Origin of the sequence: Paracoccus haeundaensis (assembly GCF_006239215.1) — a bacterium.
Classification (GTDB): domain Bacteria; phylum Pseudomonadota; class Alphaproteobacteria; order Rhodobacterales; family Rhodobacteraceae; genus Paracoccus; species Paracoccus marcusii.
In genome coordinates, this window is record NZ_VDDC01000025.1 from 33,105 (window position 1) to 55,988 (window position 22,884).

Annotated in this window: 22 protein-coding genes; 15 read left to right on the forward strand and 7 right to left on the reverse strand. The window is 66.4% G+C overall.

Features of this window, described 5'->3' with window-relative positions:
* Positions 1-22: 22 nt before the first annotated feature.
* Genes FHD67_RS13795 through FHD67_RS13805 form a run of 3 tightly spaced genes read left to right on the forward strand, consistent with a single transcriptional unit; the run spans position 23 to position 2,515 of the window.
* Positions 23-1,099: a PhoH family protein gene (locus FHD67_RS13795; RefSeq protein ID WP_045999114.1), complete on the forward strand. Its 1,077-nt coding sequence runs from the start codon at positions 23-25 to the stop codon at positions 1,097-1,099.
* Complete coding sequence (gene ybeY / locus FHD67_RS13800; protein WP_246071301.1) at positions 1,092-1,589, forward strand: rRNA maturation RNase YbeY; 498 nt, start codon at positions 1,092-1,094, stop codon at positions 1,587-1,589. Before FHD67_RS13795 ends, ybeY begins: the two co-directional genes overlap by 8 nt.
* Positions 1,586-2,515 (forward strand): hemolysin family protein, encoded by a 930-nt coding sequence (locus FHD67_RS13805; protein WP_084693645.1) that lies wholly within the window; start codon positions 1,586-1,588, stop codon positions 2,513-2,515. The genes ybeY and FHD67_RS13805 overlap by 4 nt, the downstream gene beginning before the upstream one ends.
* A gap of 37 nt (positions 2,516-2,552) precedes the next feature.
* On the opposite strand, the gene FHD67_RS13810 is transcribed toward FHD67_RS13805, so the two are convergent.
* On the reverse strand, positions 2,553-3,491 hold the full coding sequence (locus FHD67_RS13810; protein WP_139599029.1) for an alpha/beta fold hydrolase: 939 nt from the start codon (positions 3,489-3,491) through the stop codon (positions 2,553-2,555).
* Positions 3,492-3,499: 8 nt separating this feature from the next.
* Positions 3,500-3,784 carry an SCP2 sterol-binding domain-containing protein gene (locus FHD67_RS13815; RefSeq protein WP_042246766.1) on the reverse strand — a complete coding sequence of 95 codons (285 nt, stop codon included), beginning with the start codon at positions 3,782-3,784 and terminating at the stop codon, positions 3,500-3,502.
* Positions 3,785-3,914: 130 nt separating this feature from the next.
* Between FHD67_RS13815 and FHD67_RS13820 the strand changes: the two genes are divergently transcribed.
* The 11 genes from FHD67_RS13820 to FHD67_RS13870 all read left to right on the forward strand — a co-directional run bounded on the left by FHD67_RS13820 (position 3,915) and on the right by FHD67_RS13870 (position 13,780).
* The gene (locus FHD67_RS13820; protein ID WP_232303246.1) at positions 3,915-4,427 is read left to right on the forward strand and encodes a tetratricopeptide repeat protein; all 513 of its coding nucleotides are present in this window, start codon (positions 3,915-3,917) and stop codon (positions 4,425-4,427) included.
* A gap of 9 nt (positions 4,428-4,436) precedes the next feature.
* On the forward strand, positions 4,437-7,367 hold the full coding sequence (locus FHD67_RS13825; RefSeq protein ID WP_139599030.1) for a helicase-related protein: 2,931 nt from the start codon (positions 4,437-4,439) through the stop codon (positions 7,365-7,367).
* A 1-nt stretch (position 7,368) separates the two neighbouring features.
* Positions 7,369-7,662, forward strand: coding sequence for an RNA-binding S4 domain-containing protein (locus tag FHD67_RS13830; RefSeq protein WP_045999117.1), 294 nt, complete (start codon positions 7,369-7,371; stop codon positions 7,660-7,662).
* Between the two features lie 31 nt (positions 7,663-7,693).
* Positions 7,694-8,032, forward strand: a complete 339-nt coding sequence (gene fdxA / locus FHD67_RS13835; protein WP_045999118.1) for a ferredoxin FdxA — start codon at positions 7,694-7,696, stop codon at positions 8,030-8,032.
* A gap of 292 nt (positions 8,033-8,324) precedes the next feature.
* On the forward strand, positions 8,325-8,834 hold the full coding sequence (locus tag FHD67_RS13840) for a CarD family transcriptional regulator (RefSeq protein WP_042246772.1): 510 nt from the start codon (positions 8,325-8,327) through the stop codon (positions 8,832-8,834).
* A 138-nt stretch (positions 8,835-8,972) separates the two neighbouring features.
* Positions 8,973-9,890 carry a manganese-dependent inorganic pyrophosphatase gene (locus FHD67_RS13845; RefSeq protein ID WP_139599031.1) on the forward strand — a complete coding sequence of 306 codons (918 nt, stop codon included), beginning with the start codon at positions 8,973-8,975 and terminating at the stop codon, positions 9,888-9,890.
* Positions 9,890-10,759: a TIGR01459 family HAD-type hydrolase gene (locus tag FHD67_RS13850; RefSeq protein WP_139599032.1), complete on the forward strand. Its 870-nt coding sequence runs from the start codon at positions 9,890-9,892 to the stop codon at positions 10,757-10,759. The genes FHD67_RS13845 and FHD67_RS13850 overlap by 1 nt, the downstream gene beginning before the upstream one ends.
* A 141-nt stretch (positions 10,760-10,900) precedes the next feature.
* Positions 10,901-11,344 carry a MaoC family dehydratase gene (locus FHD67_RS13855; protein WP_045999618.1) on the forward strand — a complete coding sequence of 148 codons (444 nt, stop codon included), beginning with the start codon at positions 10,901-10,903 and terminating at the stop codon, positions 11,342-11,344.
* Positions 11,345-11,373: 29 nt separating this feature from the next.
* On the forward strand, positions 11,374-12,303 hold the full coding sequence (locus FHD67_RS13860; RefSeq protein ID WP_127898587.1) for a bifunctional riboflavin kinase/FAD synthetase: 930 nt from the start codon (positions 11,374-11,376) through the stop codon (positions 12,301-12,303).
* On the forward strand, positions 12,303-12,743 hold the full coding sequence (locus FHD67_RS13865) for a YcgN family cysteine cluster protein (RefSeq protein WP_139599033.1): 441 nt from the start codon (positions 12,303-12,305) through the stop codon (positions 12,741-12,743). Before FHD67_RS13860 ends, FHD67_RS13865 begins: the two co-directional genes overlap by 1 nt.
* Positions 12,740-13,780: a threonine aldolase family protein gene (locus FHD67_RS13870; protein WP_139599034.1), complete on the forward strand. Its 1,041-nt coding sequence runs from the start codon at positions 12,740-12,742 to the stop codon at positions 13,778-13,780. The genes FHD67_RS13865 and FHD67_RS13870 overlap by 4 nt, the downstream gene beginning before the upstream one ends.
* On the opposite strand, the gene FHD67_RS13875 is transcribed toward FHD67_RS13870, so the two are convergent.
* From FHD67_RS13875 to FHD67_RS13895, 5 genes are all read right to left on the reverse strand, one after another.
* On the reverse strand, positions 13,777-14,247 hold the full coding sequence (locus tag FHD67_RS13875; RefSeq protein WP_139599035.1) for a CinA family protein: 471 nt from the start codon (positions 14,245-14,247) through the stop codon (positions 13,777-13,779). The genes FHD67_RS13870 and FHD67_RS13875 overlap by 4 nt on opposite strands.
* A complete protein-coding gene (locus tag FHD67_RS13880) occupies positions 14,244-14,741 on the reverse strand; it encodes a phosphatidylglycerophosphatase A family protein (protein ID WP_127898585.1) in 498 nt (165 codons plus the stop codon). Before FHD67_RS13880 ends, FHD67_RS13875 begins: the two co-directional genes overlap by 4 nt.
* Positions 14,738-15,880 carry a bifunctional 2-C-methyl-D-erythritol 4-phosphate cytidylyltransferase/2-C-methyl-D-erythritol 2,4-cyclodiphosphate synthase gene (locus FHD67_RS13885; protein ID WP_139599036.1) on the reverse strand — a complete coding sequence of 381 codons (1,143 nt, stop codon included), beginning with the start codon at positions 15,878-15,880 and terminating at the stop codon, positions 14,738-14,740. Before FHD67_RS13885 ends, FHD67_RS13880 begins: the two co-directional genes overlap by 4 nt.
* Complete coding sequence (purL, locus tag FHD67_RS13890; RefSeq protein WP_139599037.1) at positions 15,877-18,057, reverse strand: phosphoribosylformylglycinamidine synthase subunit PurL; 2,181 nt, start codon at positions 18,055-18,057, stop codon at positions 15,877-15,879. The genes FHD67_RS13885 and purL overlap by 4 nt, the downstream gene beginning before the upstream one ends.
* A 303-nt stretch (positions 18,058-18,360) precedes the next feature.
* On the reverse strand, positions 18,361-19,266 hold the full coding sequence (locus FHD67_RS13895; RefSeq protein ID WP_139599038.1) for a LysR family transcriptional regulator: 906 nt from the start codon (positions 19,264-19,266) through the stop codon (positions 18,361-18,363).
* Between the two features lie 161 nt (positions 19,267-19,427).
* Here FHD67_RS13895 and FHD67_RS13900 point away from each other — a divergent pair, with 161 nt between their 5' ends.
* Complete coding sequence (locus FHD67_RS13900) at positions 19,428-22,817, forward strand: indolepyruvate ferredoxin oxidoreductase family protein (protein WP_139599039.1); 3,390 nt, start codon at positions 19,428-19,430, stop codon at positions 22,815-22,817.
* The last annotated feature ends 67 nt before the right edge of the window (positions 22,818-22,884 follow it).

A 22,884-nucleotide genomic window follows, 5' to 3' on the forward strand; every position in this document is an offset into this window, starting at 1 on the left:
CCAGATTGACCAGGAGAGACATTTGGGCCTGACCCCGACGCCACCCGTCACCGCGGCTTCTGCCGAAACCCTGCTTGAATTTCCCGACAACCGGCTGTTGATCGACCTGTGCGGTCCCAACGACCGCCATCTGGCCCGGATTGAGGAGGCACTTGGCGTCCATATCCTGCGTCGCGGCAACCAGATCGCCGTGGTCGGCGGCCCCGAGGCCCAGTCCGAGGCCGCAAACCTGCTTCGTGGCCTATATGCGCGGCTGGAACAGCACCGCCCCGTCGGCCCCGATGAGGTCGAGGCCGCATTGCGCATGGGGGTCGAACCTGCCGCCGACGTGACCCCGGCTGAACAGCTGGAGATGTTCGCTCAGGGCAACTACGAACTGCGAACCCGCAAGAAATCGGTCGAGCCGCGCACGGATGCACAGAAGGCCTATGTGCGGTCACTGTTCCAGAACGAGCTGGCCTTCGGGATCGGGCCTGCGGGCACGGGCAAGACCTATCTGGCGGTGGCCGTGGGCGTGACCATGCTGATCGGCGGCCATGTCGACAAGATCATCCTGTCGCGCCCCGCCGTCGAGGCCGGGGAGCGGTTGGGTTTCCTGCCGGGCGACATGAAGGAGAAGGTCGATCCGTACATGCAGCCGCTCTACGACGCGCTGAACGACTTTCTTCCCGGAAAGCAGATGCAGAAGCTGATGGAGGAAAAGCGCATTGAGATCGCGCCCCTGGCCTTCATGCGCGGGCGCACCCTGTCGCGCGCCTTCGTCGTGCTGGACGAGGCGCAGAACGCCAGCAGCATGCAGATGAAGATGTTCCTGACCCGTCTTGGCGAAGGCTCGCGGATGGTCATCACCGGCGACCGCACCCAGATCGACCTGCCGCGCGGCATGATGTCGGGACTGATGGACGCCGAGCGCATCCTGAAGGACGTCAAGGGCATCAGTTTCAGCTATTTCACCGCCGATGACGTCGTGCGCCACCCGCTTGTCGCGCGCATCATCAAGGCGTATGAGGTCGAGGACAACGCCGCACTTGCCCGCGGTGAAACAGAGGAGCCGCGCGGCCAGTACGTTCCCCGCCGCGCATTCAGAAACGATGCCTGACGAGATTTCCGTCGACTGCGTCATCGAGGATGACCGATGGCAGGCCGCCGGTCTTGAGGACCTGGCGGCCCTTGCCGTCAACGCCGCGCTGGACCACCACCGCTTGGGCGGGGAGGTGGTCGTCATGGGCTGCGACGACGCCCGCATCGCCGCGCTGAACGCCGACTTCCGCGGCAAGCCCCGGGCCACGAACGTGCTGTCATGGCCGTCGGTCGAGCATCTGCCGCATGATCCCGGTCAGGCGCCCGAGATGCCGGACGAGGAGGAACTGGGCGACATCGCGATCGCTTATGATACCTGTGCGGCCGAGGCCGAGGATCAGGGCAAGCCCTTCGACCATCACGTCCAGCACCTGCTGGTCCATGCGACCCTGCACCTGCTGGGTTACGACCACCTGAACGATCCCGATGCCGAACTGATGGAGGCGACCGAGCGCGCCATCCTGTCCCGGCTTGGCATTCCAGACCCTTACCAGGAGAAAGACCGATGAATTCCGAAAGCCGATTATCCGAGCCCGCTCCTCAGCCGGCCATCGAGGAGGTCACGGCGATCGCCGTCGACGGTGGCGCCACCGAGGAGAAGGAGGCCGGTAATGGCAAAGGATTTTTTGGCCGCGTGCTGTCGGCCCTGACAGGGTCCGAAAGCGGCGCGGACGACGATCATCAGGACCGCCATGTCGTAGGCACCCCCGGCCTGGTCAACCTGCGCCGCATGCGGGTCGATGACGTCGCCATCCCCAAGGTCGAGATCGTGGCCGCCCCCGCGAACCTGTCGTTGGAGGATCTGGTCGAGATGTTCCGTGAGCACGGGTTTTCACGGATGCCGGTCTTTCGCGGCACGCTGGACAGCCCGCTTGGCCTGATCCATCTCAAGGACCTGGCGCTGAAGCACGGGTTCGGCGCGGGGGGCAAGTTTACCATGCGCCCGATGCTGCGGCCGTTGCTGTACGTCCCGCCCTCGATGCCCATCGGGGTGCTGCTGCAGCAGATGCAGACCAAGCGCATCCACATGGCGCTGGTCATCGACGAATACGGGGGCGTCGACGGGTTGGTCACCATCGAGGACCTGATCGAACAGGTGATCGGCGAGATCGAGGATGAGCATGACGAGGTCGAGGGCGGCCTGTGGGTGCATGAGAAGACCGGCCAGTGGCTGATCCAGGCACGCGCCGCGTTGGACGATGTCGAGGCTGAGACCGGCCTGCGCCTGATTGGCGACGAGGACGAGGATATCGACACGCTTGGCGGTCTGATCTTCATGCTGGCGGGGCGCGTGCCGCTGCGCGGAGAGGTGATTGCCCATCCCTCGGGCGCCGAGTTCGAGGTCGTGGATGCCGATCCGCGTCGCCTGAAGCGGATCCGCCTGCGCATGCCCAGCATCAGCACGCCGTCCGATCGGAAAAGCGCCCAGTCCTGACGGGGCAGGGGGCGTAAAGCCCCCGGTCCGTTTCGTGTCAGCTGGCCTCGAACCGGGCCAGCATCGCCTCATAGAACAGGTCGCGCAGCGCGTCCTTCTCCATCAGGATTTCGTGCTTGGCCCCCGGAATGGTTAGCAGTTCCGATTGCGGCCAGCGTGCGGCACGGTCCCGGATAGCCTGCGGCGACACGACCCTCTCGTCGCTGCCGACAGACACCAGCATCGGCATGTCGGGCGATGGAATGCGCGACAGGCGGGCGCATTCGTTCAGTGCCTTGCCAACCCAATCGAAGGTGGCACCGCCGATGGTCAGGTCGGGCCAGGCCACGGCCTCGCGCACCAGGCGCGCCCATTCGTCACCGTTGCTGGTCAGCAGATTGGCGTTGAAGCTTTCGTCCAGAGGATAGGTCGTCGCCGCCCCTCCGCTGCCCGGTGCCGTCAGGCCGCCACGCCCCACGCGTCCGGCCAGATAGGCGATGCCCAAGGCCACGCCCTGCTGCATCCGGCGAAGATTGATGCCCCACATGGGCGCGGAGAACGCCGCGCTCTGCACGGCCATGCCGCCCTCCAGCGCGGCCAACCCGATGCAGCCGCCCATCGAATGTGCCAGCAGATGCCACGGCCGGGGCAGGTCAAGCTGTTCCGCCGCCACGATCATCTCGACCACGTCGTGCTGGTAATCCGCGAAATCGCGGATATGGCCGGGGCGGGGATTGGGCTGCAGGCGGTCCGACATGCCCTGACCACGCCAGTCGATCGACAGGACGTCGTAACCCTCGGCCATCAGGCGATGGGCGACAGGGGCGTATTTCTCGATATATTCGGTCCGCCCGGGGAACAGCAGCACGCTGCCGCGTGCCGCATCCGCGGGCCAATGCGCCATGCGCAGGCGGACCCCATCGCCGGCCTGCGCCCAGAAGGCGCGGGCGGGCTGCGACCGGTCGTCCGGAAGCTGATGGAAGGGTGCCTGCTGCACGCGGGCGCTTAGGACAGCTTCTGGCCCAGCTGCATCGCGACGCCCATCGAGCCGTCGATCTTCAGCTTGCCCATCATGAAGGCGGTGGCGGGGTTCACGTCGCCGTTCAGGATGCCCTCGAATGTCTCGCGGCTGGCCGTCAGGGTCACCTCGGCATCCTCGTCGCCGGCGCGCACGCCGTCTTCGTCGATCATGATCGCGCCTTCGCCGGTGATGACGAACTTTGCGACAGAATCGAAGCTGTCGATCTTTTCGCCCAGCTTCTGGACGGCCTTGGTCACGACTTCGCTCATTTCACGTCTCCTGGTGCGCTTTGTCTGGCGCCCGACCTGCGGCCTGGGCTACACCAGACATATGAACGCGGTCCGCCTGAATTTCCACTCTGCCGTCACGGCATTGCGTCACAAAGTTCTGACGATTTTCGTGGTTATTGCAAGCGTGGTACCGATCGCGGCCGCGGGCCAGGGGCTGGACGACGCCTTCGCGCGCCTGGCTCAGCCCGAGGGCGAGGGCTGGCGCATCGCGGAAAGCGACATCCTGCGCGAATGGTCGCGGTCCGGATCCCCGGCGATGGACCTGCTGCTGCAGCGGGGAGAGGCGGCGCTGGACATGGGGGACATCCCCTCGGCCATCGGTCATCTGACCGCGTTGACCGACCATGCCCCCGACTTTGCGGCAGGCTTCCAGACGCGGGCCGCGGCCTATGCGACGGCGGGCCAGTTCGGGCCCGCGCTGGCCGACCTGCGCCGCACGCTGGAGCTGGAGCCGCGCCACTTTGCGGCGCTGACCCAGCTGGGCGCCATGCTGGAGGAGATGGGCGACGACGCCCGCGCCCTGGCGGCCTATCGCGCCAGCCTGGCGATCCATCCCCACCAGCAGGAAGCCATCGATGGCCAGGCACGTCTGGAACACAAGCGCATCGGCACCGATATCTAAGGCATGAACATGACGACGCGCGGGCGGATCACCGCCATCCTGGGCCCGACCAACACGGGCAAGACCCACTACGCCATCCAGCGGATGCTGAACCACCGGTCGGGGGTGATCGGCCTGCCGCTGCGCCTGCTGGCGCGCGAGGTCTATGACCGGATCGTGGCCGCGCGCGGCCCCTCGGTCGTGGCCCTGGTCACCGGAGAGGAGCGGATCGTTCCCGACCGCGTCCAGTACTGGGTCGCCACCACCGAGGCGATGCCCGACATCGCCACGGATTTCGTGGCCATCGACGAGATTCAGCTTTGTGCCGATCCCGGACGCGGGCACGTGTTCACCGACCGACTGCTGCACATGCGCGGCACCGTCGAGACGCTGTTCCTGGGCAGCAGCACCATGCGCCCGACCATCGCGGCCCTGGTTCCCGAAACCCAGTTCGAGCGCAAGGAGCGGTTCTCGACCCTGTCATGGGCAGGATCGAAGAAGCTGTCCCGGATGCCGCCGCGCAGCGCGATCGTGGGCTTCAGCGTCGACGACGTCTATGCGATGGCCGAGCTGATCCGTCGGCAGAAGGGGGGCTGTGCAGTCGTGATGGGGGCGCTGTCGCCGCGCACGCGCAATGCCCAGGTCGAGATGTACCAGAACGGCGAGGTCGATTACCTGGTGGCCACCGACGCCATCGGCATGGGCCTGAACCTGGACATCAAGCATGTGGCCTTCAGCGCCACGCACAAGTTCGACGGCAAACGGGTCCGCCCGCTTTTCCCCCACGAGATGGGCCAGATCGCCGGCCGGGCAGGGCGGCACACCGAATCCGGCACCTTCGGCGTCACCGGAGAGGCCGAACCCCTGGACGAGGGACTGATCGACGCGCTGGAGAACCATCGGTTCGCCCCCATCAGCCGGCTGGTCTGGCGCAACGGCAAGCTGGATTTCGGCAGCATGGACCGGCTGGTCGAAAGCCTGGAGACCGGCCCCGGCCACGAACTGCTGGCCCGCGGGCGCGAGGCCGACGACGTGGCGACGCTGAAGATCCTGCGCGACTTTCCCGAGATCAAGGACCGCATCCGCGGCGGCAAGGACGTGCGCCTGCTGTGGGACGTGTGCCGGGTGCCCGATTTCCGGGGAATCTCGACCATGGAACATGCGACTTTGCTGGCGCGGATCTTCGGTTTCCTGCAGGATGGACATATCCCGGCGGATTGGCTTGGCCGGGCCATCGAACGCATCGACCGGACCGCTGGCGACATCGACGCCATTTCGAAGCGGTTGGCATATATCCGCACCTGGACCTATGTCGCGCAAAGAACGGGCTGGGTGGCGGACGAAAAGCATTGGCGCGGGGAAACGCGCGCTGTAGAAGACCGCCTGTCGGACGCGCTGCACGCGGCCCTGACCCAACGATTTGTGGACCGGCGCACATCCGTGCTTCTGCGCCGGCTCAAGCAGAAGGAGAGCCTGGTGGCCGAAGTGAATGACAAGGGCGAAGTGACGGTCGAGGGCGAATTCGCCGGCCGCCTGGAGGGCTTCCGCTTCCGCCCCGACCAGACCGCATCGGCGGACGAGGCCAGGATGCTGAGCCGCGCCAGCTATGACGCGCTCAAGCCCGAGTTCCATCTGCGTGCGGACCGTTTCTACAACGCGCCCGACACCGAGATGGACTATACCGAACAGGGCGGCCTGATGTGGGGCAGCCAGGCGGTCGGTAAGCTGGTCAAGGGCGCCGATCCGCTGCATCCCGGCGTCGAGGTCTTCGTCGACGAGGAGGCCGGTCCCGAGATCGCCGACAAGGTCCGCCGCCGGGCCCAGCATTTCATCGACCGCAAGATCGCCGCGCTGTACGAGCCGCTGCTGACCCTGCAGAAGGACGAGGCGCTGACCGGTCTGGCCCGCGGCTTTGCCTTCCGGCTGGTGGAGGCGCTTGGGATCCTGCCCCGCGACGGCATCGCCGCCGAGGTCAAGGAACTGGACCAGGAATCCCGGGGCATGCTGCGCAAGCATGGCGTCCGCTTTGGCCAGTTCACCATCTTCCTGCCCGCGCTGCTGAAGCCCGCGCCGACGCGCCTGCGTCTGGTCCTGTGGTCGCTGCACGAGGGGCTGTCCGAATTCCCGGAAAGCCCGCCGCCGGGTCTGGTCACCATCCCGCATCTGCCGGTCGTGCCCGATCAGGTCTATGCGCTGTCGGGCTATCGCCCCGCGGGCGACCGGGCGATCCGCATCGACATGCTGGAGCGGCTGGCCGATCTGCTGCGCGCGCAGGACACCCGCGGCGGGTTCGAGGCCAACCCAGACATGCTGTCGATCACCGGCATGACACTGGAGCAGTTTTCGGGCCTGATGCAGGGCCTGGGCTATTCCGCCGACAAGGGCGAGCGTGCCAAGGTCAAGGCGACCGAGACCCCGGCCGTCGTGTCCACGCCCGAGGCTGACGGCTCTGACGCGCCGATGACCGAGGAGGAATCGGTCCTGGCCGCCGAGACCCGCGCCAAGTGGGAGGCCGAGCAGGCCGAAAAGCGCAAGGCAGACGCCCCTGAGGCCGATGCCGTCGACGCGGAGCCCGAGACCGCCGCCGAGGTCGCACCCCCGGAGATGGAGGTGTTCTATACCTTCAAATGGGCGCCCAAGCCGCGCGGCAACCGTCGCCCGCAGGGGGACCGCGGCCAGACCGAGCGTCCCCAGGGTGATCGCCCGCAGGGCCAGCGCCGCGGCCCGCGCCGCGATGGCGTCCCGCGCGACGGTCAGTCCAAGGATGCGGCCCCGGCAGGGGATCGCCCGCAGGGCGAACGCCGTGATCGCAACGGCAAGCCCGGCGGCAAGTTCGGTGGCCCCAAGAAGGGCGGCAAGCCGTCGCATCAGGGTCCCCAGACCTTCTCCTCGCGTCCCGAGAAGAAGGCCGATCCGGACAGCCCCTTTGCGATCCTGGCCCAGCTGAAGGACAAGACCTGACTTGACCGAGGCCGCCGCCGGCCTTCGGCTGGACAAATGGCTGTGCCATGCGCGGATCTTCAAGACGCGCGGCCTGGCCGCCGCCCGCATCGAGGCCGGCGGCATCCGGGTCAACGGCCAGCCCTGCCGCAAGCCGGGGCGCGCCGTGCGGCCCGGCGACGTGCTGACGGTATCCGCCTATCAGCGTGTGCGGGTGCTGACCGTGCTGGGCCTGTCGGACCGGCGCGGCCCGGCCCCCGAGGCGCAGCTGCTGTATCGCGAAGACTTGATTGATCCCCCGGGAATGTCTAGGTGACAGCCCGAACAGACCAGACGAAAGCGCCCCGATGACCTATGTCGTGACTGACAACTGCATCATGTGCAAATACACTGATTGCGTCGAAGTGTGCCCCGTGGACTGCTTCTACGAGGGCGAGAACACGTTGGTCATCCATCCCGACGAATGCATCGACTGTGGCGTCTGCGAACCGGAATGCCCCGCAGACGCGATCCGCCCGGATACCGAGCCGGCGATGGAAAGCTGGGTCGAGTTCAATCGCAAGTATTCCGAGCTGTGGCCGGTGATCACCCGGAAGAAGGACCCCCTGCCGACCGCCGCCGAGATGGACGGTCAGGAAGGCAAGCTGGAAAAGTATTTCTCGGAAACGCCCGGCGAAGGCGATTGATTCGACCGGGCTGGGCCTGCAAGGTCCTGTTTCGCCGCCATTAAAGGCCTAGACAATGCCAATGCGCCGCCCGAAAGGCGGTGCTTTTTTTGGCGTCATTTTTGTGTTATAGTCCTTTATGTCGCGCCTTGTGCTGCTGCTTGTCAACAGGACTGTGTCGCATCCCAAACTGCCGGATCCGTGCCGACTGCAGGCAGGGGTCGTCAAACATGATCGAAAACGGACCGAGGGTGGCCTTGCCCCCCTGCGGCCCTTTGTGCCCGTCTCGCGGGCGCATGTCAGAGGAAGCCAGATGTCGAAATCGAAGAAGAACGAATTCCGCCCCGATGACTTTGTTGTTTATCCGGCCCATGGGGTCGGTCGTATCGTCTCGATCGAGGAACAGGAGGTCGCGGGCTTGCGGCTGGAGATGTTCGTGATCTCGTTCGACAAGGACAAGATGACCCTGCGCGTGCCCACTGCCCGCGCCAGCGAGATCGGCATGCGCAGCCTGTCGACCCCTGACCTGATCGACCGCGCGCTGGAGACCCTGAAGGGCAAGGCCCGCGTCAAGCGTGCGATGTGGTCGCGCCGGGCGCAGGAGTATGAGCAGAAGATCCATTCCGGCGACCTGCTGTCCATCGCCGAGGTCGTGCGCGACCTGCACCGCTGCGACGATCAGCGCGAACAGTCCTATTCCGAGCGTCAGCTGTACGAGGCAGCCCTTGACCGCCTGACCCGCGAAGTCGCGGCCGTCGGCGGCCTGGACGAAGGCGGTGCGCAGAAGCGGGTGGGCGAGGTTCTGCTGACCCGCGCCGCCTGAGCGCTGACCACGACAACCCCAAGGGCGCCCCAATCGGGCGCCCTTTCGCTTTGGTGGACCGTTGTGCCGAACGTGGACAACGCTGCCCCGCCTGCCTATAAGGCGGCCATCCATACCCAACACCCTTCGAGGCGCATCATGATCAAGGTCTTCGGCCACACTTCCCCCGACACGGATTCCACCGGCTCGCCCATCATCTGGGCCTGGTATCTGAACGAGTGCCGCAAGACCCCGGCCGAGGCCGTGCTGCAGGGAGAGCCGAACACCGAGGCGTTGTGGATGCTGGACCGCTGGAACCTGTCCAAGCCGCGCATCATCGACGACGTGACCGCCGACGACATCTGCGTGATCGTGGACACCAACAACCCCGCCGAACTGCCCGCCAACCTGGAGCATGCCGAGGTGATCGAGATCATCGACCACCATCTGCTGGCCGGCGGCATCAAGACCCGTGCACCGATCAACATCACCATCCGCCCGCTGGCCTGCACCGCGACGATCATGCGCGACCTGATCGGCGACGATCTGGCGCAGGCCCCCGAAGGGATCAAGGGCGCGATGCTGACCTGTATCCTGTCGGACACGCTGGAATTCCGCAGCCCGACTACGACCCCACATGACCGCGCCGTGGCCGAGAAGCTGGCCGCCGACCTGGGCGTCGACATCGCCGAGTTCGCCGCCGAAATGTTCGCCGCGAAATCCGATGTCAGCGCCTTCAGCGAGGCCGCGTTGCTAAAGATGGACAGCAAGGAATACGAACTGGGCGGCAAGCAACTGCGTATCTCGGTCCTGGAGACGACCGCACCGCAGGTGATCCTGGACCGCAAGGATGCCCTGATCGCCGCCATGCCCGCCGTCGCCGCCGAAGACGGTGCGGACGAGGTCATGCTGTTCGTGGTCGACATCCTGCGCGAACAGGCGACGCTGCTGGTGCCCAACGACTATGTCAAGTTCGTGGCCGAGCGCAGCTTTGGCGTCACCGTCACCGGTGACACCGTTGTCCTGCCCGGCGTCATGAGCCGCAAGAAGCAGATCATCCCGGTCTTGGCTGTCTGATGACCCGCATCATTTCGTCGCTGGCCGAGGTATCGGCCAGCTATGACGCGCTGTTCTGCGATCTCTGGGGCTGCCTGCACAACGGCAAGCAGCCCTTTCCGGCTGCGGTTGCGGCGCTGCAGGCGTTCCGCGCGCAGGGTGGCCAGGTCTGCCTGATGACCAACGCCCCGCGTCCGAACCAGTATGTGATCGCTCAGCTGGACCGCATGGGCGTTCCGCGCGATGCCTGGGATCTGGTCGTCAGTTCCGGCGACGCGGCGCAGGACGCGATGTTCGCGGGCGCCGTCGGGCGGAACGTCTGGCATATCGGGATCGAGAAGGACCACGGGTTCTTTACCGACATTCCTGACGCCCATCGCGATGCGGCCCCCATCCGGCGCGTGCCGCTGGAGCAGGCCGAGGGGATCATCGCCTCGGGTCCGTTCGACGAGCTGAACGAAACGCCCGAGGATTACCGCGACCGGTTCCAGGGGGCGGTCGACCGCGGTCTGCCGATGCTGTGCGCGAACCCCGACATCGTCGTCGACATGGGCGAGACCCGCATCTATTGCGCGGGCGCATTGGCCGATTTCTATCAGTCGCTTGGCGGGACGGCGCTGTATTACGGCAAGCCGCATGCGCCGATCTATGACCGGGCGCGGGCGCTGATGGGGCTGGGCCCCGACGCGCGGTATCTTGCGGTGGGCGACGGCATCGCCACCGACATCGCGGGTGCCGAGGCGCAGGGGATCGATTCGATCTTCGTTACCGGCGGTCTGGCCGCGGACGCCTTTGGTCCGGACGTCGAACAGCCCGATGCCGGGATGCTGCCTGAATGGCTGGGATCGCAGGGACGGGCGCCGACCTTCGCGATCGGGCGGCTGCGCTGAGGCGACGCGACTCGCGATGCACGGGTTGCGGCGCAACAATGGATCGCGGATCGAAGACGTTCTGAAATAATGTTGCAATCCATGTGTCGTGCTGCTATGCAGCATGAGGCATGGATCATGGCATTCCGGATGAGCAGCAAGATGTTGGACAATCTTCCACGCGGCACCATCGTCATCGAGGATCTGGAGATCGGCATGGTCCGGCACCTGCAAAAGCAGGTGACCGACCGCGACATCGAGTTGTTCGCCGAGGTGTCGACCGACCGGAACCCGGTCCATCTGGACGACGCTTATGCGCAGGATACGATCTTCGAGGGCCGGATCGCCCATGGCATGCTGACCGCGGGGCTGATTTCTGCGGTGATCGGTGAACAGTTGCCCGGTCACGGCACCGTCTATCTGGGCCAGACGCTTAAGTTCATGGCCCCCGTGCGCCCTGGCGACATGGTCCGCGCCGAGGTCGAGGTTCAGGCCATCGACCATTCGAAACGGCGGGTCACGCTTGCAACCCGCTGCCTCGTCGGCGATACGGTCGTCTTGAAAGGCGAGGCGGTCGTGCTGGCCCCAAGCCGCAAGTTCGACTGAGGGGTGCGTGGCGCCCTGTTGGGGGCGCATTGCAGATCCATCGCGACTGGACCGGGCTGAAGGCCGAGGCACGCGGCGCATCGGTTGCCATGGGCAATTTCGATGGCGTCCACAAGGGTCACCGCGCGGTCATCGACGCCGCCCGCGCCGCCAGCGACGCGCCCTTGGGCATCCTGACCTTCGAGCCGCACCCGCGCGAGTATTTCGCTCCCGACGCGCCGCCCTTTCGCCTCATGAACTCCGAGGCACGGGCCAACCGCCTGTCCCGTCTTGGTGTTCAGCACCTGTACGAACTTCCCTTTGGCCCGGTGCTGGCGGGCCTGACCCCGCAGGCCTTCGCGCAGGAGGTTCTGGCCGACGGACTGGGCATCGCGCATGTTACCGTGGGCGCGGATTTCTGTTTCGGCAAGAACCGCGCGGGCACGGCGCAGACGTTGCAGGATCTGGGCCGGACATACGGCTTCGGCGTGACCATCGTCCCGCTGATCGGCGCGGGAGAGGCCGAATACAGCTCGACCGCGATCCGCACGGCGCTGGCGCAGGGGCTGACCCACGAGGCCGAGCGCATGCTGGGCCATTGGCACCGCATCGAGGGTGAGGTCATCCACGGCGAAAAGCGGGGCCGGGAACTGGGTTGGCCCACCGCGAACCTGGCGATGGACGGGCTGCACCTGCCGCGCCTTGGCGTCTATGCGGTGTTGGTCGATATCCTGACCGGCCCGGACCGCGGCCCGTGCAGGGGCGTGGCCTCGCTTGGGGTGCGGCCGATGTTCGGGGTGAACACCCCGAATCTTGAGGTGAACTTGTTCGATTTTTCGGGCGATCTGTACGGACAGCACCTGTCGGTCGCCCTGGTCGATTTCCTGCGCGACGAGGCCAGGTTCGACAGCCTGCAGGCGCTGATCGACCAGATGGAGCAGGACGGCGCCCAGGCCCGCGCCCTGCTGTCGGGCCGCTGATGCGCGAGCGTTTCTGGGAACTGCCGCTGCCCCGCCTGGCCCCCGACGAATGGGAGGCGCTGTGCGACGGGTGCGGCAAGTGCTGCCTGAACAAGATCGAGTTCGAGGACACGAACGAGCTGGCCTTCACGCGCGTCGCCTGCAAGCTGCTGGACGGGGATGCCTGCCGGTGCAGCAGCTACCCGAACCGCCATGACTATGTCCCGGACTGCGTCGTGCTGACCCCCGCCAAGATCAACGAGGTCGCCTGGTGGCTGCCCGTCACCTGCGCCTATCGCCTGCGCCATGAGGGGCGGCCGCTGTATGACTGGCACCACCTGATCTCTGGCTCGACCGAGACGGTGCACGAAGCAGGCGTCAGCGTCCGTGGCTGGACCGTCAGCGAGCTGTCGGTCACCGAGGACGATTGGGAGGACCACATCATCGAGGATCTGTCATGAATTTCGCCTCGGACAATTCGTATGCTGCGCATCCTGCCGTCCTGACCGCGATGGCCGACGCCAATTCCGGCGCGGTCATGGGCTATGGCGCCGACCCGGTCACCGCGCGGGCCGAAGCCGCGATCCGCGATCTGCTGGAGGCACCCGAGGCTGTCGTCCGCTTTGTCGCCACCGGGACGGCCGCGAATGCGCTGGTCTGTGCGCAGCTGTCGCCGTCCTTCGGACGCATCTACTGCCACGACGACGCGCATATCGAGACCAGCGAATGTGCCGCGCCCGAATTCTTCTCTCACGGGGCAAAGCTGGTGACCCTGCCGGGTGAGGGCGGTCGGATCGATGCGGCCACCTTGGCGCAGACGCTGCAGGTCGGTGCGGGGGTGGGCCTGAACGGTGGGCGCAGTGCGCTGGTGTCGATCACGAACGCCACCGAATGGGGCACGGTCTATGACCCGGACCAGGTCGCGGCGTTGGCTTCCGTCGCCCATGCGGCGGGATTGCCGCTGCACATGGACGGGGCGCGCTTCGCAAATGCGGTCGCGACGCTTGGCTGTTCGCCTGCCGATCTGACCTGGCGCGCCGGTGTCGACGCGCTGTGCCTGGGCGGCACCAAGAACGGCGCGATGGGGGCCGAGGCGATGGTATTCTTCGACCCCGCCCGTGCCGAGGGGTTCGATTACCGTCGCAAGCAGTCCGGCCACGTGATGTCCAAGAACCGCTATCTTGCGGCACAGATGCTGGCCTTGGCGACCGATGGGTTGTGGCTGGACCTCGCGCATCGCGCGAACACCAAGGCGCAGGTCCTGGGACAGGCGGTCGTCGATGGCGGGGGTCGGCTATTGCAGCCGGTCCAGTCGAACGGCGTCTTTGCCGCGATCCCGAAGGCGGCCCATGACCGGGCGCAGGCGGCGGGCGTGCTGTATCACCTGTGGCCCGACAAGACGGTGCAGGGGGCCGACCCCGTGCCGCTGCGCCTGGTCACCGCGTGGGATACGCCCGATGCGGACGTCGCGGCGATGGCCGCGATCCTGCGGAGCTAGTTGCGCAGCGCGTCCAGCAACAGTTGCAGCGCATGTTCGATGGTTGCCGCACGCACGCGGTGACGGCCGATCGCACCGAATTCGACGGTTTGGGTGAAGGTGCCAAAGGGCTGGCTGATGCCAAAGCAGACCCGCCCTTCGGGCTTGTGCTCGGATCCCCCGGGGCCCGCGATGCCGGTGACCGAGACGGCGATCCCGGCATCGGACTGGCGCAGCGCGCCCTGGGCCATCTCGGCCGCGACCTGTTCGCTGACCGCGCCATGCGTATCCAGGGTTTCGGCCCGGACGCCCAGCATCTGCATCTTGGCCGCGTTCGAATAGGTGACAAAGCCCCGGTCGAATCCGTCGGACGATCCCGGAACCTCTGTCAGGGCGCCGGCGATCAGGCCGCCGGTGCAGCTTTCGGCCGTCGCGATCATGACGCGCCGGGCGCGGGCGGCGTCAAGGACCTGCGCCGCCTGGCTCACATCAGCACCGTATGCGCAAAGGCCGCGGCGGCCATCGTGGCCAGCGCCGCAAAGATCCCCGCCCACAGATCGTCCAGCATCACGCCGGCACTGTCATGGCGGCGGTCGGCGCGGCCGACCAGCCACGGCTTCCAGATGTCGAACAGCCGGAAGAACAGGAAGGCCGCGACCCAGCCCGGATAGGGAAAGCTGTCGGCGGGCAGCCCCGCGTGCCAGAACCCGAAGGACGGCGCCATCAGCGCCAGCCACTGGCCCGCGACCTCGTCGATGACGATCTCGCTGCGATCGGGGTCGTCCATGCCGACGGTGTAGCGCGGCACCACCCAGAACCCCAGCAGAATCACCAGCCCCGTGGCCAGCGCCAGCAGCGGAAAATGCCCGATGCGGTGCAGGATCAGCCCCATCGCAACGGCGACGGCCGACCCCCAGGTGCCGGGGGCGGGGCGCAGCAGGCCTGCGCCGAACCAAGTGGCCAGCATGCGATCCATGGTCATTCCTTGATCAGTGTGGCGGTCGCGATGGCGGCGATCCCCTCGCGCCGGCCGGTAAAGCCAAGGCGTTCCGACGTGGTGGCCTTGACGCTGATGCGCGCTTCCTCAACGCCCATGATTTCGGACAGGCGGTGGGCCATCGCCAGCGCATGGGGCCCGATCTTGGGCGCCTCGCAGATCAGGGTCACGTCGGCATTGCCGATGCGGAACCCCTTGTCGCGGGCCATGCTGGCCGCATGGGCCAGAAAGATCTCGCTGTCGGCATCCTTCCATTGCGGGTCCGAGGGCGGGAAATGCCGCCCGATGTCGCCCTGCGCCAAGGCGCCATAGATGGCGTCGGTCAGCGCGTGCATGCCGACGTCGGCATCGGAATGGCCCAGCAGGCCCGCTTCATGCGGCACCTGCACGCCGCACAGGGTGACGTGGTCCCCGGGTCCAAAGGCGTGCACGTCATAGCCATTGCCAAGGCGGATATCCATGTCGGTCCCCAGAATGCGTTCGGCCCGCGCGAAATCGGCGGGAAAGGTGATCTTCAGATTGTCTTCCGAACCTTGGGTGATGGCAACCTCCATCCCCGCGGCAAGTGCCAGCTGGACGTCGTCGGCCGCATCCCCCGGATGATCGCGATGCGCCTGCAGGATCCTGTCCAGAACGAAACCCTGCGGCGTCTGCGCACGGAACAGCCCGTCACGCGGCGCGATGGCCGCGACCCGCGCGCCGTCCCCCCGCCACAGCGCGTCAGACACGGGCAACGCGGGTGCGGCGGCGTCCGCGCCCTCCTGCAGCGCCCGGATCACGTCGTCGATGACCGATGGCGCGACCAGCGGGCGTGCCCCGTCATGGATCAGGACATGGCTGGCCTGGCCCTGCAGGGCGGTCAGGCCGGCGCGGACACTGGCGGCGCGGGTCTCGGCGCCCGCGACGATGGTGATGCCGCCGGCATAGCGGGCGATGGTCTGCCCCATGTCATCGGGGTGAACGACCAGAACGATCCGTTCAAAGCCCCTAAAGGCCGCCAGGGTCCGGTCCAGGACAGGGCGCCCGGCAAGATCGCGCCACTGCTTGGGCAGGCCGTCCCCGGCCCGCGTGCCCCGTCCCGCCGCCGTGATCAGCGCGGCAAAGCCCGCAGGCGCGCGGATCATGCGTGATCGGGCATGTCGCCCTGGATCGCAGCCGCAAAGGCCGTCCGATACAGGCTCGACAGTTCGGCCAGCGGCGCGCTGTCGTCGCCCAGGGTCACGCTGTCGCCACCAAAGCGGCCCACGGTGGCGATGGTCACGCCCGCGGCCCGGGCCGCGGCGGTCAAGGCTTCTGCAGCGTCCGGGCGGCAGGCGACCAGATAGCGGGCCTGATCCTCTCCGAACAGTTGGGCGATGTCACCGCTGTCCAGCGTGACGCCCAGGCCCGCGGCCTCGGCCATCTCGAAGGCGGCAAGCGCCAGGCCGCCGTCCGACAGGTCGGTCGCCGATGCCAGGTGGCCCCGGTTGGCGCGCAGGAAGTCGCCGTTGCGGCGTTCGTCGTCCAGATCGACATGCGGCGCATCGCCGGATTCGATGCGGAACGCCTCCCACGCCAGGGCCGACTGTTCAAGGTGACCGCGCGTGGCACCGATCACCAGGGCCAGGTCACCCTGCGCGGGCAGGCCCGCGATCAGATCGTCCAGATCAGCGATCAGGCCGACGCCGCCGATGGTCGGCGTGGGCAGGATGCCCTTGCCGTCGGTTTCGTTGTACAGCGACACGTTGCCCGACACGATGGGAAAGTCCAGCGCGCGGCAGGCCTCTCCGATGCCCTTGATGGCACCGACCAGCTGGCCCATGATCTCGGGCTTTTCGGGGTTGCCGAAGTTCAGGTTGTCGGTCGTGGCCAGGGGCAGGGCACCCACCGCGGTCAGGTTGCGATAGGCCTCGGCCACGGCCTGCTTGCCGCCCTCGAACGGGTTCGCCTTGACATATCGCGGGGTGACGTCGCTGGTGAAGGCCAGCGCCTTACGGGTTCCGTGCACGCGAACGACGCCCGCGCCCATGCCGGGACGGCGGATCGTGTCGGCCCCGACCTGCGTGTCGTACTGTTCCCAGACCCAGGCACGGTGCGCATGGTTCGGGCTGCCGACAAGCGCGCGCAGGCCGGCGATGGGTGCGATCGGGGGCAGGGCCGGCGCGGGCGTGGCCGCAGGCGTCTCGACCCAGGGGCGGTCGTATTCCGGCGCGCTGGAGGACAGCTTGGACAGCGGCAGGTCGGCCATGACCACATTGCGATGAACGATCAGGAAGCGGTCCTCGGCGATGGTCTCTCCGACGATGGCGAAGTCCAGGTCCCATTTCTGGAAGATCGCCCGCGCCTCGGCCTCCTTCTCGGGCTTCAGCACCATCAGCATCCGCTCCTGGGATTCCGACAGCATCATCTCGTAGGCGGTCATGTTGGTTTCGCGTTGGGGCACGTTGTCCAGGATCAGCTTAATCCCCAGGCCGCCCTTGTCGCCCATCTCGACCGCCGAACAGGTCAGGCCCGCGGCCCCCATGTCCTGGATCGAGATCACCGACCCCGACGCCATCAGCTCAAGGCACGCCTCCAGCAGGCATTTCTCGGTGAACGGATCGCCGACCTGCACGGTGGGACGCTTGTCCTCGATCGTGTCATCGAACTCGGCGCTGGCCATGGTCGCGCCGCCGACGCCGTCGCGGCCGGTCTTGGCGCCCAGATAGACGACGGGCATGCCCACGCCCGAGGCCGCCGAATAGAAGATCTTGTCGGCATCGGCCAAGCCCGCCGCAAACGCGTTGACCAGGCAGTTGCCGTCATAGCTGGGGTGGAAACGAACCTCCCCGCCGACGTTCGGCACGCCGAAGGCGTTGCCATATGCGCCGATCCCCTCGACCACGCCCTTGACCAGATGCGGGGTCTTCGAGTGATCGGTGCGCCCGAAGGACAGCGCGTCCATCGCCGCGATCGGGCGCGCGCCCATGGTAAAGACGTCACGCAGGATGCCGCCCACGCCAGTCGCCGCGCCCTGATGGGGTTCGATATAGCTGGGATGGTTGTGGCTCTCCATCTTGAAGACCACCGCCTGACCGTCGCCGATATCGACCACGCCCGCGTTCTCTCCGGGACCGCAGATCACCTGGGGGCCGTCGACGGGCAGGGTACGCAGCCATTTCTTGGACGACTTGTAGGAACAGTGCTCGTTCCACATGGCGCTGAAGATACCCAGCTCGGTGAAGGTCGGTTCGCGTCCGATGATCTGCAGGATGCTGGCATACTCGTCCGGCTTCAGCCCATGGGCCGCGATCAGTTCCGGGGTAAGCTGTGGTTCCTGCATGACACGACCCTTCCTGCGCATGAAATCACGCGTCTTCTAGGCGCTGACGGCGTCCATGGAAAGGCCGCAGAACCCGGGCGCGGGACAAAAAAAAGCCGGGCACAAGGCCCGGCCTAAGTCCAACAGGGAGGTAGAAGGTGATGAGCGATTACGCTGATCATCGCCTTCTAAGCCCGATCTATGTGCAGTCTGTGAACTCTTCAAGACAAATGGCGCTGCGGCTGCAGCATAGCCGCCATGCGCTGCCGTAATGGCTGCACGCGGCGCGTGCATCATCCCGGTTTTGCCTGCGGTTTGGGCAGGTCAGACCTGCCCGGCCTCGCTTTGATGGCGTCGATAGGCCTGGATCTCTTCCAGGACAAAGTCGCGGAACACCGCGACGCGGCGCGTCTGGCGCATTTCCTCGGGATAGGCAAGGAAGACCGGCACCTCTCCCGACTCGGTGTCCGGGAACACGCGGATCAGGTTCGGGTGGTCGGCGGTGAGATAGTCGGGCAGGACGCCGATGCCCAGATTGGCCAGCACTGCCTGCAGCACGCCGAAATAGTTGTTCACCGTCAGGGTCGATCCGACGTTCTGGGACATCAGTTCCTGCACCAAGCGCGCGCCGGCCGCCACCTGAGGCTGGTCGGGCTTCTGGCAGATCAGACGATGGTTCGACAGGTCGGCCAGCGATCCCGGCGCCCCATGCGCCGCGATGTAATCCGGGCTGGCGTACAGGCGCATCCGGATGTTCAGCAGCCGGCGGCGGATCAGGTCGGACTGGCTCGGCTCCTTCATGCGGATGGCCACGTCGGCCTCGCGCATGGGCAGATCCAGGACGCGCTCCTCCAGCAGCAGGTCGATGCGCAGGTCAGGATACTTTTCGTACAGCTTGACCAGGCGGGGTGCCAGCCACAGCGTGCCGAAGCCCACGGTGGCCGTCACCTTGAGTTCGCCGAAGACGTTTTCCTCGCTGTCGCGGATGCGGGCCGAGGCACTGTCCAGCTTGCGCGACATGGACGAGGTCGCCTCGAACAGCAGCTCTCCCTGTTCGGTCAGAATCAACCCCCGCGCGTGCCGGTGGAACAGCGTCGTGCCAAGCGACTCCTCCAGCGCGCGGATCTGGCGGCTGACCGCCGATTGCGACAGGTGCAGCACGTCGCCCGCATGCGTCAGGCTGCCGGCATCGGCCACAGCGTGAAATATTCTAAGCTTGTCCCAGTCCATCCCTGTTACAATCCTGTCATGACAGCCATGCGAATTTTGCAGACCTAACCTTCCCCTGCGATTCCGGCAAGGTCACGTCAAGGAAAGAATTTCCGCTTCGTTGGTCAGCATTTCTGACCTATAATGACCGCGGAGGCCTTTGGTCATGGGAGGAGAGGGTGATGAGCAAGCAGGAATTTTCGCTAGCCGATCGGTTCGATCTGTCGAAACGTCACGTGTTGTTGAACGGGACGCAGGCACTTGTCCGGCTGATGCTGATGCAATCAGCACGCGACAAAGCCGCGGGGCTTGATACGGCGGGACTGGTCACCGGGTATCGCGGCTCTCCCCTGGGCAGTGTCGATCTGCAGATGACGCGCGAGGCCAAGCGCCTGGCGGCAGCGCAGGTCCTGTTCCAGCCCGGTCTGAACGAGGATCTGGCCGCGACCGCCATCTGGGGCAGCCAGCAGGCCGAACTGCGCGGTGAGGGGCGTCACGACGGTGTCTTTGCGCTGTGGTACGGCAAGGGTCCGGGGGTGGACCGGTCGGGCGACGTCATGCGCCACGGCAACATGGCCGGATCGTCGCGCCATGGCGGCGTCGTGATGGCGATGGGCGACGATCACACGGGCGAAAGCTCGACCGTGCTGCATCAGTCTGACTGGGCGATGATCGACGCCTATATCCCGGTGCTGTCGCCTGCCGGGGTGCAGGAGATCCTGGATTACGGCCTGTATGGGTTCGCACTGTCGCGCTATGCAGGGGTCTGGACGGGTCTGAAGACGATGAAGGACACGGTCGAGGCGACATCGGTCGTCGACGGCGATCCGCATCGGATGGCGTTCACCCTTCCGGAGCGCGTGCTGCCCGAGGGGGGGCTGAACATTCGCCTTGGCGACACGCCCGTCGCACAGGAAGCCCGGATGATCGACCACAAGCGGTGGGCGGCCGAGGCGTTCAGCCGTGCGAACCGCATCGACCGCAAGGTCTGGGGCAGGTCCGGCGCGCGGATCGGCTTTGTCGCCGCCGGCAAGAACTGGCTGGATCTGGTCCATGCCCTGTCGCTGCTGGGCATCGACGAGGCCGAGGCCGAGCGGTTGGGCCTGACCACCTACAAGGTCGGGCAGACATGGCCCATGGACATGAAGTCGATCCAGGAATGGTCCGAGAACCTGGAACTGATCATCTGCGTCGAGGAGAAGCGCAAGCTGATCGAGGTGCAGCTGAAGGAGGCGATCTTTGACAACCGCCATGGGCGTCGCGTCCACGGCTGGAAGCACGACCGCACCGGAGAGGAGCTGTTCCCGACCCGCTATGCGCTGGACCCTGTGATGATTGCCCAGAAGATCGGCGGCATCCTGATCGAGGAGGGTCGCGGCACCGAGCGTCTGCGCGCCGGGCTGGAGCGGCTGAACGAGGTGCGCCGCAACGACAACGCCCCCGAGATTGCGACCAGAACCCCTTGGTTCTGTTCGGGTTGTCCGCATAACAGCTCGACCAGGCTGCCCGAGGGCAGCCGCGCCTATGCCGGGATCGGTTGCCATTACATGGTGCAGTGGATGGGCCGTGAGACCGAGGGTTTCACCCATATGGGCGGCGAGGGTGCGAACTGGATCGGAGAGGCGCCGTTCAGCACAAGAGGGCATGTTTTTCAAAACCTTGGCGATGGAACCTATAATCATTCCGGGTCTTTGGCGATCCGTGCGGCCTTGGCGGCCGGTACGAACATCACCTACAAGATCCTGTACAACGATGCCGTCGCCATGACCGGCGGGCAGCCGAACGAGGGCGGCCTGACCGCCCCGCAGATCGCCCGCGAACTGGTGGCGATGGGCGTCGGCACGGTCGTCGTGGTTCACGATGAAAAGGAGGACGTCGATCAGGCGCAGTTCCCCAAGGGCCTGCGGTTCGAGGAACGCGCGCAGATGATGACCGTCCAGCGCGATCTGGAAAAGGTCGCGGGCGTCAGCGCCATCCTGTATGTCCAGACCTGCGCGGCCGAGAAGCGCAGGCGGCGCAAGAAGGGACAGTTCCCTGACCCGGACCGCCGAATCTTCATCAATCCCGACGTCTGCGAGGGCTGCGGAGATTGTTCGGTCCAGTCGAACTGCGTCTCGATCGTGCCGTTGGATACGGAACTGGGCCGCAAGCGGCAGATCGACCAGTCCAGCTGCAACAAGGATTACAGCTGCGTCAACGGGTTCTGCCCCAGCTTCGTGTCGGTCAAGGGCGGCAAGCTGCGCAAGCCCAAGGCCGAAGCGTTCGACCTGCCCGATCTGCCGCAGCCCACGCTGCCCACGATCAACGGGACGCATAACGTCGTCATCACGGGCGTCGGCGGCACCGGTGTCGTGACAATCGGCGCTGTGCTGGCGCAGGCCGCCCACATGGACGGCAAAGGCGCCGGCATGATGGAGATGGCGGGCCTGGCGCAGAAGGGCGGCGCGGTGCATATCCACCTGCGCCTGGCTGAACGCCCCGCCGACATCAGCGCGATCCGCGTTGCCGTGGGCGAGGCGGACTGTGTCATCGGCGGCGATCTGGTGGTGACGGCGGGGGCCAAGACCGTGGGCCTGATGACCCAGGGCCGCACCGGCGCAGTCGTGAACGACCACGAGATCATTACCGGCGACTTTACCCGGTTCCGCGATTTCCAGGTGCCGTCGGACCGGCTGCGCCTGTCGCTGCAGGCCCGTTTGGGCGACCGGGTGGCGTTCTTCGATGCGAACGATCTGGCGCTGCGGCTGCTGGGGGATTCGATCTATTCGAACATGCTGGTGCTGGGTGCGTGCTGGCAGCGTGGCCTGATCCCGCTGTCGCTTGAGGCGATCATGGAGGCGATACGCCTGAACGGCGCGCAGGTCGACGCCAACCAGCGTGCATTCCAGATCGGCCGTTGGGCGGTGGTCTATCCCGAACAGACGCGCAAGCCCGCCGAGGTCACGCAGCTGCCGGTCGATCCCGTGGCCTATCGCGCTGAACGGTTGGTCGGCTATCAGAACAAGCGGCTTGCCGCCCGGTACCGCAAGCTGGTCGATGCCGCGCCCGCACCGCTTCGCGACAGCGTCGCAAGAAGCTATTACAAGCTGTTGGCGTACAAGGATGAATACGAGGTTGCACGGTTGCATCTGACCACCGCCGAACAGGTTGCGGCACGGTGGGAGGGGGACGTGACCCTGTCCCTTCATCTGGCGCCGCCGATGCTGACCGGCAAGGACGCGAACGGCCGCCCCAGAAAGCGGGAGTTCGGTCCGTGGATGCTGCGCGCGTTTCGGGTTCTGGCCAGGATGAAGGGGCTGCGGGGGACGCCGCTGGACCCCTTCGGCTACAGCGCCGAACGCCGGCGCGAGCGGGCGATGATCCGCGAATACGAGGCCGACATGACCCGCGTCTTCGCCTCGGTCACGGATGCGATGATGCCGGTGGCAATCGAACTGGCGGAACTGCCCTTGGGCGTGCGCGGCTTTGGTCCCGTCAAGGACAAGGCTGCCGATCTTGCCGCGACCCGGCGGGCCGAGCTGCTGGCGCAGCTGCAGGCCGGGCACCCACCCATCCGTGAAGCGGCGGAGTGATCCAGGTCATTTCCAAAAGCGGCGTGTCGCCCTATGAAGGGCGGCACGCGACGCGGGAGGTTCTGGG

Excerpts from the sequence above, each read along its gene's own strand:
- FHD67_RS13855 (WP_045999618.1), top strand. The coding sequence starts at position 10,901 with ATGTTGGACAATCTTCCACGCGGCACCATCGTCATCGAGGATCTGGAG.
- FHD67_RS13870 (WP_139599034.1), top strand. The coding sequence starts at position 12,740 with ATGAATTTCGCCTCGGACAATTCGTATGCTGCGCATCCTGCCGTCCTG.
- FHD67_RS13895 (WP_139599038.1), bottom strand. The coding sequence starts at position 19,266 with ATGGACTGGGACAAGCTTAGAATATTTCACGCTGTGGCCGATGCCGGC.
- FHD67_RS13805 (WP_084693645.1), top strand. The coding sequence starts at position 1,586 with ATGAATTCCGAAAGCCGATTATCCGAGCCCGCTCCTCAGCCGGCCATC.
- FHD67_RS13865 (WP_139599033.1), top strand. The coding sequence starts at position 12,303 with ATGCGCGAGCGTTTCTGGGAACTGCCGCTGCCCCGCCTGGCCCCCGAC.
- FHD67_RS13825 (WP_139599030.1), top strand. The coding sequence starts at position 4,437 with ATGACGACGCGCGGGCGGATCACCGCCATCCTGGGCCCGACCAACACG.
- FHD67_RS13840 (WP_042246772.1), top strand. The coding sequence starts at position 8,325 with ATGTCGAAATCGAAGAAGAACGAATTCCGCCCCGATGACTTTGTTGTT.
- ybeY (WP_246071301.1), top strand. The coding sequence starts at position 1,092 with ATGCCTGACGAGATTTCCGTCGACTGCGTCATCGAGGATGACCGATGG.
- FHD67_RS13845 (WP_139599031.1), top strand. The coding sequence starts at position 8,973 with ATGATCAAGGTCTTCGGCCACACTTCCCCCGACACGGATTCCACCGGC.
- purL (WP_139599037.1), bottom strand. The coding sequence starts at position 18,057 with ATGCAGGAACCACAGCTTACCCCGGAACTGATCGCGGCCCATGGGCTG.
- FHD67_RS13850 (WP_139599032.1), top strand. The coding sequence starts at position 9,890 with ATGACCCGCATCATTTCGTCGCTGGCCGAGGTATCGGCCAGCTATGAC.
- FHD67_RS13815 (WP_042246766.1), bottom strand. The coding sequence starts at position 3,784 with ATGAGCGAAGTCGTGACCAAGGCCGTCCAGAAGCTGGGCGAAAAGATC.
- FHD67_RS13880 (WP_127898585.1), bottom strand. The coding sequence starts at position 14,741 with ATGACCATGGATCGCATGCTGGCCACTTGGTTCGGCGCAGGCCTGCTG.
- FHD67_RS13900 (WP_139599039.1), top strand. The coding sequence starts at position 19,428 with ATGAGCAAGCAGGAATTTTCGCTAGCCGATCGGTTCGATCTGTCGAAA.
- fdxA (WP_045999118.1), top strand. The coding sequence starts at position 7,694 with ATGACCTATGTCGTGACTGACAACTGCATCATGTGCAAATACACTGAT.
- FHD67_RS13885 (WP_139599036.1), bottom strand. The coding sequence starts at position 15,880 with ATGATCCGCGCGCCTGCGGGCTTTGCCGCGCTGATCACGGCGGCGGGA.